This is a genomic window from Nocardia sp. NPDC023852 (genome assembly GCF_040639505.1).
In the GTDB taxonomy this organism is placed as follows: Bacteria; Actinomycetota; Actinomycetes; order Mycobacteriales; family Mycobacteriaceae; genus Nocardia.
This window is the reverse complement of the sequence record NZ_JBFAAB010000001.1, coordinates 750,118-762,629: the sequence shown is the minus strand read 5'-3', so window position 1 is coordinate 762,629 and position 12,512 is coordinate 750,118. Positions and strand designations below refer to the sequence as shown.

Genomic DNA, 12,512 nt, shown 5'->3' with positions numbered 1-12,512 from the left:
TCGTTCACCGGCGTATCCCCGTCCGGCGCCGCCACAGCGCCCGCGATCTGGCTTGACTGCTCTCGCCGATCAGGGCGGCCATCCGTTCTCCGCTGAGGCCAGCACGTTCGCCGGGCAGGCAATCTTGCCCGTCGTCCCGCAGAACACTGTGCGCGTGGCCGAATACGGCGCGATCGCCGGGAAGCCTGGACATTGCCGCAGAATAGCTGGTGAGCAGCCCGTCGGCGGTGTGCGCCCAGGAGAAGTTCGCGGCGTGCTCGACGGCGCGCACGCTCATCCGGTGCAGCCGATCGGGTTCGCCGAGCAGGTAACCGAGAGCGTTCGCCCAGTCCGGTGTGCGATGTCCGGGGACGAGCAGCCCGGATTCCTCGTGCCGCACGGCAGTGCCGAGACCACCGACGTCGGCTGCGAGCACCGGGGTTCCGCTGGCCTGGGCCTCGATCGCGACCAAGCCGAAGGATTCGTTGTAGCTGGGGACCGCGACCAGGTCGGCGGCACGGTACACCAGCACCAGCCGGTCCGGCGGCTGCGGCGGCAGGAAGGTGACCTGCTCGGCGATGCCCAGGCCGGCGGCCAGCTCCATCAGCGCGTCGGGCCGCTCGAGCCCGGTGCCCGACGGACCACCGACGATGAGCACACGCAGCTTGCGTTCCGGGTCGGCACGTAGCACCTCGGCGGCAGCGCGCACCAGCACATCCGGAGCCTTCAGCGGTTGAATCCGGCCGACGAACGCGACGATCTGCTCGTCGGCGCTCAGCCCGAGCACCGCGCGAGCGGCGGCCTTGTCACCTGGGCGGTAGCGCGTCAGGTCCGCGCCCGGCGGCACGACGTCGATCCGGTCGGCTGCGGCACCGTAGAGCTCGATCAGCTGCCGGGCTTCCTCGGCGGTGTTGGCGACCAGACGATCGGCCTCCGCGATCACCTGCTTCTCGCCGATCTCGCGGGTCGCGGGTTCCGGACAGTCGCCCTCGGCGAGCGCGGCGTTCTTCACCGCCGCCAGCGTGTGCGCGGTGTGCACCAGCGGCACCCGCCAGCGGTCCCTGGCCAGCCAGCCGACTTGGCCGGACAACCAGTAGTGCGAGTGCACGAGGTCGTAGTACCCGGGCAGGTGCCTGGCCTCCTGACGCAGCACCTCCGCGGTGAACGGGCACAGCTGGGTGGGCAGGTCGTGTTTGTCCAGCCCCTCGAACGGGCCGGCCACCACATTGCGCACGAGCACACCTGGCGCCGCCTCCTGGACGGGCGGGATGTTCGAGGTGGTGGCCCGGGTGAAGATCTCGACCTCGGTGCCGCGTCGGGCCAGCTGAAGCGCGGTTTGCAACACGTACACGTTCATGCCGCCCGCGTCGCCGGTCCCCGGCTGGGCGAGTGGTGAGGTGTGCACCGATAGCACGGCGATACGGTTCGGCCGTAGGTCCAGGCGCTGACTCACACTCTCCATAGTGCACGTTGGATCGCGGGACTCAGAGACCCGGCCGCACCGAGTGAGAGCTATCACAGAGGTCCGACCCCGATCACAAACTCTCGGCGAACTCGCTCACCTCGGCGACGAACCGAGGCCGGTCCTCGATGAACAGCCCGTGCTGCGCGCCTTCCCAGAACGACGCCCGCGCATCCGGGACCGCCTCGGCGATGTAGCGGCCGTTCTCGATCGGGACGACCGGGTCCGCGGTGCCGTGCAGGACCAGCACCGGAATATCCAGCGCGCGGAGCGTTTCGGTGTTGTCGACGGTCCGATAGAACAGTGCCTTGCGCACCGCGGGCGGTGTGGCAAGGCTGGCGCCGAACAGTCGCTGCGCGTCGACGCCCTTGTCCGCACCCGGCCCGGTGTTCGCATTACCGAACGCCCCGAACGCGCGCACCGCACGGCCCGCGCTCTCCTCGAAAACGCCGGGTATCGCCTGCTCCATGGCGATGCCGGTCGCCGCCCCGGGCACATCACGACCGATATTCGCCATCGAGCCGGTGTAGACGACGCCCGCGACGGCCCCGGTGCCATAGGCGGTCAGATAGTCCGATAGCACGATGCCGCCATAGGACCAGCCGAGCAGCACGGCTCCCGACTCGATGCCCTCGGCCGCCAGCACCGCCGCGACGTCGCCGGCCCAGTTCTTCGGATCGTCATATCCCACAGCGGGCACGTCGGAGTAGCCGTGGCCGCGCAGATCGACCGCAATCACCCGGAACCGCGCGGCGAGGTCGTCGGCGGCGGAGCCCCAGCAGCGCAGATTCGCCGACCAGCCGTGCAACAGCACCAGTGGCCGGGCGTCGGCCGGGCCGCCGGCCCGGTAGACGATGTTCGTGCCGTCCGCACTGAGCGCGTCCCGAAGAGCCATGGCACTCAGGCTAGCGGTGATCCCGGCGACAGCGTCGAGCCCGGCAAACACCCCGCACCTAAGATCGGATCATGAGTACTCGCACCGCCGTCGTCACCGGGGCCAGCTCGGGCATCGGCGAGGCCACCGCCCGGGAGCTGGCCGAACAGGGCTACCACGTCTACATCGGCGCGCGCAGGCTGGACCGCCTGCAGCGCCTCGCCGACGAAATCGGTGGCACCGCATTGGCACTCGACGTCACCTCGGACGAGTCGGTGCGGGCGTTCACCGAGGCGGTCGAGCGCGCCGACGTGCTGGTCAACAATGCGGGCGGCGCCAAAGGCCTCGCCACGGTCGCCGAGGCCGACCTGGACGACTGGCGCTGGATGTGGGAGACCAACGTGCTCGGCACGCTGCGCGTCACGAAAGCCCTGCTGCCCAAGCTGATCGCCTCCGGCGACGGGCTGATCGTCACGGTCACGTCGGTGGCCGCGTTCACCGCTTACGACAACGGCTCCGGCTACACCTCCGCCAAGCACGCCCAAGCCGTGCTGCACCGCACGCTACGCGGCGAGTTGCTCGGCCAGCCGGTGCGTCTGACCGAAATCGCCCCCGGCGCAGTGGAAACCGAGTTCTCGCTGGTCCGCTTCGGTGGTGACGACGAACGCGCGGCGAAGGTGTACGAAGGTATCGACCCGCTGGTCGCGCAGGACATCGCGGAGGTCATCGGCTTCGTCGCGTCGCGGCCTCCGCACGTCAATCTGGACCAGATCATCATCAAGCCGCGCGACCAAGCGGAGGCGGGCCGATTCGCTCGCCGCAGCTAGCCCGAGAGTTATAGCTGAAGCGAATTGCCCGATATTGGTGCGATGTTCGATCGCCAGTTGCTGAGGCTTCGCTGATCGGCACCACCCATTAGCATCCGATGCGTGCCAAGCGAAGTACATCGGATGGGAGCTGTTCGGCTTATGTTCAAGGGATTCAAAGAGTTCCTGATGCGCGGGAACGTCCTCGATCTCGCGGTCGCTGTCGTCATGGGTACCGCGTTCACCTCAATCGTCACCTCGGTGACGAAAGGGATCGTCAATCCCCTGCTCGCGGTGTTCGGTAGCACGAACGAACTCGGCCTCGGCGTTCAGCTGATTTCCGACAAACCGGCCACTTTCATCGCCATCGGCCCGATCATCACGGCGGCCATCGACTTCGTCATGGTCGCCGCCGTGCTCTATTTCGTGCTGATCCTGCCGATGAAGACGATCAAGAACCGCTTCGGCACCACCAAGGCGGCCGAGCCGACCGAGACCGAGCTGTTGATCGAGATCCGCGACCTGCTCGCCGAACGCCACGAAGCGGTGCGCGCCGAACGTGCCGCCGACCGCCGGATCGAAGAGAAGGACTCGAACGTCCGCTAGCGCATCAGCCGAGCTCACCGGCGCCGGGCCGACCTGCGCTGGTCGATGCTCCAGCGGACATCCCCACGCCCGGTCGGGCCGTCAGCGACCGCCCGCCGGCTGGGGCGGCACCGGAGTCGCCGACACGACGGCCGACGGCTGGCCCTGCAGGGCCGACATGCTCTTCCAGGTGTTCCAGTCGATGGTCCAGTCGTAGAGGTCTCCGTCGGCGGCCGAAAGCGGGATCGAGGTGCCGGTCACCTCGACCGGGTCACCGTAGAGCGCCGTCGGGAAGAAGGCCTGGGCATCACCGGGCGACAGATTGATACAGCCGTTGGTGACGTTCGCCGAACCCTGCGCCGACAGCGATTCCGGATTGGCGTGAATGAATTCGCCGTTGTTGGAAATGCGGACGGCCCAGCGCTCGCGCACGTTGGTATAGAACGGCGGATTCGACATCATGAAGTCTTCATATTTCTCGGTGACCACGTGGACGCCGGACCTGGTGACATTGCGCGGCTCGTTGCCCTCGCCATAGCTGACCGCGAAATCGAAAACCGTCTTTCCGTCGCGGACCACCTGCATGCGGTGACTCGGGGCGGTTGCCTTCACGATCTGGCTGCGCCCGATGCGGAAGTCCGAGGTCAGATCGGAATACCCGTAATTGCCGTTGCCCAGGTCGAGCCCGTAGAGCTTCGCCGAGACATGCACCGTGGTGCCCGGCGCCCAATAGTTCCTCGGACGCCAGTGCAGCCGCGAGCCGTTGTCGTCCGGGAACCAGGCCCACGCGCCCTCGGTCGGCGGGTCGGTGGTGATGGTGAGCGCCTTCTCCACGGCGGCCTTGTTCTGCACCGACGTCTTGAACTGCACAATGATCGGCGCCGCGATGCCGACCTCTTGGTTGTCCCCGATGTTGACGGTCGCGGGAATCGTATTCTTCGGCGCGAGCGTACGGAACGAGCCGTCGATCGGGATCGGCTTGCCATCGGTCCCAACAGCGGTGCCCGACCAGGTGTAGGTGGCGTCGTAGCCGAGCGGCTCGGTGATCGTGTAGCTGTGCCGGTCCGCCGCCAGTTGGCCGCTGACCTGCTTGCCCGCGGCATTGGTCAGCGCGACCTGGTCGATCGTGCCGTCACTGACCGTCACCGAGACCGGCGCGGTCGGGTTGACGTTCTCGGTGTCGTCGGCGGGGGCCAACGTCGTCTTGGCGATCGGACCGGCGCCGCGAGCCGACTCGCCGCCGCGGTCGATCGCGCATCCGGCTACCAAGGCGACAACCACGAGGAGCACAACCGACACCGCGGCAACCGGTCGGAGAATCATGGAACGGTTGCTCACTTCTTCGAATCTACGCGTGGCGCGCTGCCGGACCGGCTACCGAAGGATGTGGCGTCCGTTGCACCCCGAGCTACAGCGTGATGCCGACCGTGACCGGTTCCGGCTCCAGCCGGATACCGAACCGCTCGGCGACACCGTCGCGCACGGTCCTGGCCAGCGCCACCAGATCGGCGGCACTGGCGCCGCCGCGATTGGTCAGGGCCAGCGAATGTTTTGTCGACAGCCGAGCGGGTGCGTCGGCACCGGGGAAGCCCTTCGCGAAACCAGCTCGCTCGATCAGCCAGCCCGCGGAGAACTTGACCCCGTTCCGAGCCGGGTAAGTCGGCACCGTGACGTCACCCACATGGGCGGCGATCGCGGCCCGTACCTGCGCCACCCGGTCCGCGGCGACGATTGGGTTGGTGAAGAACGAGCCCGCACTCCAGGTGTCGTGGTCGACGGGGTCGAGCACCATCCCCTTGCCTGCGCGCAGTCGCAGCACCGCATCCCGCACCTGCGCCGCAGGCCAGGACTCGCCGTCGGCAGCACCGAGGGTGGCGGCGAGCTCGCCGTAACGCAGTGGCACGCTCGATCCGTCGGTGCGCAGCCCGAAATCCACCGCGAGCACCACGGCGTCGTCGCGGTGCTTCAGCACACTGGTGCGGTAGCCGAATCCGAGCTCTTCCGGAGCTACCCAGCGGATCTCGCCGTCGGCCCGGTCCAGGAGGCGCACGCGGCGCAGCAGGTGCGCGACCTCGGCCCCGTAGGCGCCCACATTCTGCACCGGCGTCGCACCCGCCGAACCGGGGATGCCGGACAGGCACTCCAGTCCGCCGAATCCCGCGGCGACCGTCGCACGCACCACCTCGTCCCAGTTCGCCCCCGCCTCGGCGATCACACCGTCTGCGCCGATCTCGATCCTGGTCGTCACTACCCGGACCACCACGCCGTCGAAGCCGTCGTCGCCGATGAGGAGATTGGAGCCACCGGCCAGCAGCAGCACGGGGACACCCGCCGCGTCGAGCGCGCGCACCGTCGCGATCAGCGCTTCGGTCGTCGCGCATTCGGCAATGGTCGCGGGCCCGCCCACCCGCAGCGTGGTCAGCTCCGCGAGCCGCACCGAGTCGCGCAGCCGCGCACCGGTGTCGGCGAGGAGATCCGAGAGCACCACCCGTGAAGTTCGCACAGCCAGACGGTAGCGTGTCCGACCATGGCTACACCGCTCGCGTACACGGCCCGCTACTCGCATTCCCTCGCCGCCGTGCGCGCGGCCTTCGCGAACGATCAGTACTGGAAGGACCGCGTCGCGGAGGTCGGCGGGCCCAATGCCCGGCTGGAGTCGGTCACGGTCAGCGGTGACCAGGTGCGTGCCGAGCTGGTGCAGGCCATCGCCGCCGAGCTGCTGCCTGCCGCGATCACCGCGGTGCGCCCCGGCGACCTGATCATTCCGCGCATCGAGCACTGGACCGGCGACTCGGCCACCTTCGAGGCCCGCGTCGAGGGCGCGCCCGCCGAGGTGCGCGGCACCATCACGCTGGCCGCCGACGGCTCCGGCGCTACCGCCACGACCAACGGCACCATCGAGGTGAAGATCCCGCTGTTCGGCGGCAAGATCGAGAACGCGATCGCCGAGCACCTAACCGAGCTGCTGAAGAACGAGGAAGAATTCACCAACAACTGGCTCGCGTCGCACTGATTCCGGCCGAGTGAGCGTCCGCCCGGCGGCCGGCTCGTCCGCCGTTCCCGCGGCCGGGCCGCCCGACCGGGTGGCGCCACACTCGCGTAGAAGTATCCGCTACCGCACCCAGTAACGTGTGAGCTCATGGCACGCCGACTGGACTATTCAGCCCGCTACCCGCTGCACACCACAAAAGAGCTGTACGCGGCGCTGTCGAACCGCGACTACTGGGACGCGCGGATGATGGAGATGCGGAAGTACTCGCCCGGCAACGAGGTTGTCAGGTTGGAGCCGGGCGACGGCGGCATCGAGCTCGAACTGCATCACATCCTGCCCCGCGACATGCTGCCCGAGATCGCGCAGACGGTCATGCGCAAGGACATGGTGATCACCCGCAAGGAGACCTACGGTCCGTACGGACCGGACGAGATCACCGGCAAGTATTCGGCGTCCATTCCGGCTGGGCCGGGCAGCCTTACCGGCACGATCCGTCTTTTCCCCACCGAAACCGGTTGCACCATGCGTTTCTCCTCGGAGGCGAAGGTGTTCATCCCGATGGTCGGCCCGCGTTTGGAGCAGCTGATCCTGGTCAACCTGGTCGACCTGTTCCGCGCCGAGGCCGAGTTCACCGTTCAGTGGCTGGAAGAACGCCACCCCACCAGCTGACCAAACCGGTCGGCACCATCACCCGCGGCACCACCGGAGTCAACCGGCTGCGCCGCAGCGACCGCTGGCTGATCCACGACGAGCTGGTCACCACCCGGCTTCGCGACACGGCAGATCCGCTGGTGGTCGACCTCGGTTACGGCGCGAGCCCGTGGACCACGTTCGAGCTGGCCGCGCGGCTGCAGAGGGTCCGCGCCGACGTGCGAGTGGTCGGGCTGGAGATCGACCCGCAGCGGGTGGTGCCCAGCCGCGACGGCGTCGCCTTCGCACGTGGCGGATTCGAATTGGCCGGGCTGCGACCGGTTTTGGTGCGCGCGTTCAACGTGCTGCGCCAGTATCCGGAAGCGGCCGTGCCGGACGCCTGGTCGACGATCCGCTCCGGGCTGGCACCGGACGGCCTGCTGGTCGACGGCACCTGCGACGAACTCGGTCGCCGCTGCGCGTGGGTCCTGCTGGACCGCGCAGGCCCGCGCTCGCTCACGCTGGCCTGGGACCCGTTCACAGTCGAGCGACCCTCCGACATCGCCGAACGTCTTCCGAAGGTGCTGATCCACCGCAACGTTCCTGGCGAGCCGGTGCACACCCTGCTGGCCGCCGCGGACCGCGCGTGGGCCAGGGCCGCGCCGCTGGCACCCTTCGGTCCGCGGGTCCGCTGGCGTGCGGCCGCGGAGTTCTTGCATGCGGAGGGTTTCCCGGTTCGCCGCTACCGCCGCCGCCTGCGCGACAACGTGCTCTCGGTGCCGTGGTGGGCCGTGGAACCAACCGCCACCGGCTGACGCGACAGACCTTCACGCCACCGCGAGCGCCCGATACAGCCTCGTCGCCGCGCGCGGCGGCAGCCGCGTCCCGGCCTCCCGGATCTCCTCGCCGGCACAACGGTGGATGGCGACCGCGTCAGCGACCACCTCGTCCAGCGCGGCCTGCGCGATATCGGCTTCCGCCAGATCGAGCACCGTGCGCAAGGGGGTTGCCACCAGGAACGGCCCCGCCGATTCCACGTCGGCGCCGACCAGCGAGCGGCGCAGGACCACCAGCCGCGGCGCCACGGGCAGGCGACCCGCCCGCACCGACAGGTGCAAGAACCTCGGGCGCAGCCGCCCGAGGCCGTGCAGTTCCGCCGCACTCTGATGGGTGACGGCCGCGCCCCCGTCGAACCAGGCCGCCCACATCGCGTATTCGTCGAGCGGACCGTCGGGCCAGCCGGCCAGCCGCAGCAGACCCACCCCGGCCCTGGTCACCGACCCGTCGCCCAGACCGACACGTACCCGCGCCGCGCACCCGGTGCGTAGCACCTGCCTGGTGGTGAAGAAACCGGCGTGCCGACCCGCCCATCGCCGCAGAACCCGCCATCCCTGCTCCGCGGATTCGGTCACGCGGGCCGCCGCATCGCCAGCCATGCGCACCAGGCTACGCCCGATTTCTGTGTCACATATCACATTCGAACACCTCAACGCGCCCACAGAGGCGGCACAGAAAGGTCGTGAAGAATCGGGGCCATGACGAACTCTCCGTCCAAGATGACGATCAACCGGCGGGCCCTGCTGATCGCGCTGATCGTGGTAGCGACTCTGCTCGCCACGGTGCTGGTCGGCGGCGAGGTATACGCCAGGCACATGGTCTCGCGGTGCATCAGCTCGCAATTCGAGAAGGAGATGGGGTCGAAGATCGACGTGCGCTTCGGCCCCAAGCCGATGCTGATCACCTGGATCGACGGCAAGGTGCCCTCGGTGCGGGTGAACAGCGCCGACACCAAATTCGGCCCCGCGGTCGGGATGGTGGTCCACGCCGTCTTCCGCGACGTCGATGTCGCCCGAGGCGGCGGCGTGATCAACAGTTCCTCGGCCGATGTCACCTGGAACAACGAGGGCATCCGGGAGACGCTCGGCGGCCTGGTCAGTGGCGTGAGTTCCTCGGCGAGCACGGGCACGATCAGCCTGAAGGTGCTCGGCGGGCTAGCCGAACTCCAGGTGAAGCCGCAGATCCAGAACGGGGTGGTGCAGGTGGAGACGATGTCGGCGGAGCTGCTCGGCGTGGGTGTGCCCGCCGATCTGGTCCAGGGCATCGTCGACGTGTTCACCCAGAGCCTGCAGAGTTACCCGCTCGGCCTGCAACCGACCGAGGTAGAGGTCACCGACTCCGGCATCGCCGTCAAGCTCGCGGGCGGGCGCACCGAGCTGCCGGCTGCCGACAACAACTCCGACGTGCGGTGCTGAACCAGTCCCGCAAACACATCGCGCGTCCGAGGAGTGGCACACCGCTGCGGCGGACCGAGTGCGGGTAAGACCCGCCCGGAGGTGGTGCCACTCGGTGGCGTGGGGCAACCCTCAGGCGCGTTCGACCGTGATGGTCATTCCTGCTGCGCGGAGCCGGTCAGTGAGTGCGTCACCCATCGCGGCGGCCGGAGTCAGGATGCCCGCGAGGGCGGGTTGGCTGTCGGTGTCGAATGCCAGGCACAGACCGCTCTGGCCGAGCAGCACCGCGGTGGCCCGGTACCCCGGGTCGCCACTGCCGGAGAAGGTTGCCACGTACTTGGCGCCCGAGGTGGTGTGCGCGAACGTCTTCATGCTGAACCAGCCGCTGTTGCGTTCCTCTTCACTCGGCCCGGTGCCCGGCTTGGGCAGCACCCGGTCGAGCAGCTTGCGGCCCGCGGAGGCTCGCGAAAGCAGTGCGCCCGCCGTCATCGTCGCCACGATGCCGCCCGCCATGCCCGCCGCCACCAACGGCGCCACCCGCGACTTCCCCGCGCTCATCACCTCGCGGTAGCGGAAGTTCTTGCCATATACCCACCCGAGCAGCCCGTTGGTGCGGCGCACGATCTTGGTATTGTGCGCGGCCATGACGAAGGTGCTCACCCAGCCGTCGAGGCTCGGGTCGATGACGTTCGCCCGCGAGAGCGCCTGATCGGACTGGCGGCCCACATCCGGATCCATCGACTTGTCCGGGCTCAGCGAATACGGGTGCGACAGCACCGAGCCCTTGGCCGGGTCGGCCGCGATGGCCTCCATCATGGCGCGACCGGAATCGATGGTGCCGCCGCTGACCCCGCCCTTGAGCGAGGCCACCAGCGTGGTGTCGGTGAGTTCGCCGGTGTTGTCGTCGATGGAGCGTCGGTAGAGCTGGTAGACACTGAGGTCGGACGGAATCGAGTCGTAGCCACAGGAATTCACGATCTTGGCGCCGGTCTCGACAGCCTGCTCGTGATAGCCGTCGATGGCGTCGCGGATGAACAGCGGCTCACCGGTGAGGTCGGCGTAATGGGTCCCGGCCTTTGCGCATGCCGCGACCAGCGGGATTCCGTAGCGCAGATAGGGGCCGACGGTGGTGACGACGACCTTGGTGCGTGCGGCCAGCTCATCGAGCGCGGTTCGGTCCGTCGAGTCGGCCACCACCAGACCCCAGTCGGCGGCCTTCGGGCCGAGTTCGGCACGGACTGCGGTGAGCTTGTCCAGCGACCTGCCCGCCAGCGCGATGCGCGCGGATTCCGGCGCGGCGCCGGTGAGGTACTCGGCGGTGAGCGCGCCGACGAAACCGGTCGCGCCGAACAGGACGAGGTCGAATTCCCGAGTGTCTGCCATAGTCTTCCGTTCTGCGGTCGTGTCGCCTGAAGGCGGCTACTTTGTGGTCTTCTTCCGCGGCTGTTTCGGCGCGACGGGCGGATGGTCGGCCAGCCAGGCGTGCTGCGCCACGCCGAGTTCGGTGACCGGCGGCTCGTCGTAGAGCCATTCCCTGCAGATGCGATGCCAGTTCGCTGTGCACCCGAGCTGACCGAGCATGCCGAAGGTCAGGAAGTCGGCACGGCGGGAGAACAAATGCTCCGGCGGCAGGTTCTGCTGTTTCATGCCGGCGAACTCGCTGGCCCTGGGGTCCACCGCGAGCAGGAACGCGCCGCTGGCCAGCTCCGGCGTGATCGTCAGCTCCTCGTCGATCAGACACCACTCCGAGGCGGCGAGCACATACTCCAGGCACTCCTCGGCGCCGATCTCCTGCGGAGAATCGATCACACCGCGCTCGATCATCAACCGCCGCAGGTCTTCGGCGCGGTCCTCCGCCGCGGCGCACAGGCAGATCAGCTCGAACCGCACGTGCTCGGGATCCATTCGGTTGAACAACCCGAAATCCAGGAAGCCGACCCGGCCGTCCGCGGCTAGCAGGACATTTCCCGGATGCGGGTCGCCACAGAACTCATTGAACGTGAACAGTGAACCGACGTAGAACCGGTAGATGATCTCGCCGATCCGGTTGCGTTCGGCGGCGGGCAGCTGCCGGATCTCCTCGAAGCCCTTGCCCTCCACATACTCGGCGACCAGTACCCGTGCGGTGCTGAGTTCCGTCAGCGAACGCGGCACCACGATGAACGGATGGCCGGCGTACAGCTCGGCGATCTGTAGCTGGGTGGCGGCCTCGGCCAGGTAGTCGAGTTCACTCTCCATATTCAGCCGTAGTTCCTCCAGCACGGCGGGCGTCACCCACGGCATCGCGGACTGCAACACGCGTCGGAACATAGCGAGGTTCTTCAGATCCGCGCGTACCGCGACGTCGATGCCCGGGTACTGCACCTTCACCGCGACCTGTCTGCCGTCGTGCAGCCGCGCCCGATATACCTGACCGATCGAGGCGGCAGCGACCGGTTCGGATTCGAACTCGGTGAACACCGCCTCCAGCGGTCTGCCCAAGTCCTCCTCGATCACTTGGCGCATGGCTTCGAATGCGACCGTCGGCGCCGCGTTGCGCAGCACGGCCAGCCGCTTCTGGAATCGCTCCCGGTGATCCTCGGGAACAAGATCGAGATCGAGCACCGACATCATCTGCCCGAGCTTCATCGCCACACCCTTCATGGTGCCAAGCACCATGACCACCTGCTCGATGGTGCGAAGCATGGATTCCTCGGCCATTTTCGCCCGGACGGCCTCTGATCTGCCCCGCATGGTCAGCCGCGCGCGTTGCGCGCGAAGGACCGAACCAGCTGCGACCGCACCCAGCTTGGTGCCACGAGCAAGCCGAGAGGTCGGTACTTGCTTCGCCATCGAGGTACCTCCGTTGGTGCTGCGGTCGGAGCGACGGACGCGCAGGCGGTAGCTTGCGTAACCACGTAGCGTCCCGCGCAGACCGCCATCCGATACAGCTCGGAGCGACGGACGCGCAGGC

Annotated in this window: 13 protein-coding genes; 6 read left to right on the top strand and 7 right to left on the bottom strand. The window is 68.2% G+C overall.

Going from position 1 to position 12,512, the window contains the following annotated elements:
* Window positions 1-4: 4 nt before the first annotated feature.
* Window positions 5-1,441, bottom strand: coding sequence for a D-inositol-3-phosphate glycosyltransferase (gene mshA, locus AB0H00_RS03460; RefSeq protein ID WP_357260054.1), 1,437 nt, complete (start codon window positions 1,439-1,441; stop codon window positions 5-7).
* A 73-nt stretch (window positions 1,442-1,514) separates the two neighbouring features.
* Window positions 1,515-2,336, bottom strand: coding sequence for an alpha/beta hydrolase (locus AB0H00_RS03455; RefSeq protein ID WP_357260051.1), 822 nt, complete (start codon window positions 2,334-2,336; stop codon window positions 1,515-1,517).
* A gap of 71 nt (window positions 2,337-2,407) precedes the next feature.
* Here AB0H00_RS03455 and AB0H00_RS03450 point away from each other — a divergent pair, with 71 nt between their 5' ends.
* Entirely contained in the window at window positions 2,408-3,142 is a 735-nt protein-coding gene (locus AB0H00_RS03450) for an SDR family NAD(P)-dependent oxidoreductase (protein WP_357260048.1), read from the top strand.
* A 141-nt stretch (window positions 3,143-3,283) separates the two neighbouring features.
* A complete protein-coding gene (mscL, locus tag AB0H00_RS03445) occupies window positions 3,284-3,727 on the top strand; it encodes a large conductance mechanosensitive channel protein MscL (RefSeq protein WP_357260435.1) in 444 nt (147 codons plus the stop codon).
* A gap of 81 nt (window positions 3,728-3,808) precedes the next feature.
* Here mscL and AB0H00_RS03440 read toward each other — a convergent pair whose 3' ends face one another.
* Both AB0H00_RS03440 and AB0H00_RS03435 read right to left on the bottom strand, forming a co-directional pair.
* Window positions 3,809-5,029, bottom strand: coding sequence for an Ig-like domain-containing protein (locus AB0H00_RS03440; RefSeq protein WP_357260433.1), 1,221 nt, complete (start codon window positions 5,027-5,029; stop codon window positions 3,809-3,811).
* An 85-nt stretch (window positions 5,030-5,114) separates the two neighbouring features.
* On the bottom strand, window positions 5,115-6,155 hold the full coding sequence (locus AB0H00_RS03435) for a UDP-N-acetylmuramate dehydrogenase (RefSeq protein WP_357260430.1): 1,041 nt from the start codon (window positions 6,153-6,155) through the stop codon (window positions 5,115-5,117).
* Window positions 6,156-6,233: 78 nt separating this feature from the next.
* Here AB0H00_RS03435 and AB0H00_RS03430 point away from each other — a divergent pair, with 78 nt between their 5' ends.
* From AB0H00_RS03430 to AB0H00_RS03420, 3 genes are all read left to right on the top strand, one after another.
* The gene (locus tag AB0H00_RS03430) at window positions 6,234-6,719 is read left to right on the top strand and encodes a DUF2505 domain-containing protein (protein ID WP_357260046.1); all 486 of its coding nucleotides are present in this window, start codon (window positions 6,234-6,236) and stop codon (window positions 6,717-6,719) included.
* Between the two features lie 126 nt (window positions 6,720-6,845).
* On the top strand, window positions 6,846-7,367 hold the full coding sequence (locus AB0H00_RS03425) for a DUF2505 domain-containing protein (protein ID WP_357260043.1): 522 nt from the start codon (window positions 6,846-6,848) through the stop codon (window positions 7,365-7,367).
* Complete coding sequence (locus tag AB0H00_RS03420) at window positions 7,337-8,143, top strand: class I SAM-dependent methyltransferase (protein ID WP_357260040.1); 807 nt, start codon at window positions 7,337-7,339, stop codon at window positions 8,141-8,143. The genes AB0H00_RS03425 and AB0H00_RS03420 overlap by 31 nt, the downstream gene beginning before the upstream one ends.
* 12 nt (window positions 8,144-8,155) lie before the next feature.
* On the opposite strand, the gene AB0H00_RS03415 is transcribed toward AB0H00_RS03420, so the two are convergent.
* Window positions 8,156-8,764: a hypothetical protein gene (locus tag AB0H00_RS03415; protein ID WP_357260037.1), complete on the bottom strand. Its 609-nt coding sequence runs from the start codon at window positions 8,762-8,764 to the stop codon at window positions 8,156-8,158.
* Between the two features lie 99 nt (window positions 8,765-8,863).
* On the opposite strand from AB0H00_RS03415, the gene AB0H00_RS03410 reads away from it, so the two are divergent.
* Window positions 8,864-9,580, top strand: a complete 717-nt coding sequence (locus AB0H00_RS03410; RefSeq protein ID WP_357260034.1) for a DUF2993 domain-containing protein — start codon at window positions 8,864-8,866, stop codon at window positions 9,578-9,580.
* 111 nt (window positions 9,581-9,691) lie between these two features.
* Here AB0H00_RS03410 and AB0H00_RS03405 read toward each other — a convergent pair whose 3' ends face one another.
* A complete protein-coding gene (locus AB0H00_RS03405) occupies window positions 9,692-10,942 on the bottom strand; it encodes a saccharopine dehydrogenase NADP-binding domain-containing protein (protein WP_357260031.1) in 1,251 nt (416 codons plus the stop codon).
* 36 nt (window positions 10,943-10,978) lie between these two features.
* On the bottom strand, window positions 10,979-12,391 hold the full coding sequence (locus AB0H00_RS03400) for an AarF/ABC1/UbiB kinase family protein (RefSeq protein ID WP_357260028.1): 1,413 nt from the start codon (window positions 12,389-12,391) through the stop codon (window positions 10,979-10,981).
* Window positions 12,392-12,512: the final 121 nt, after the last annotated feature.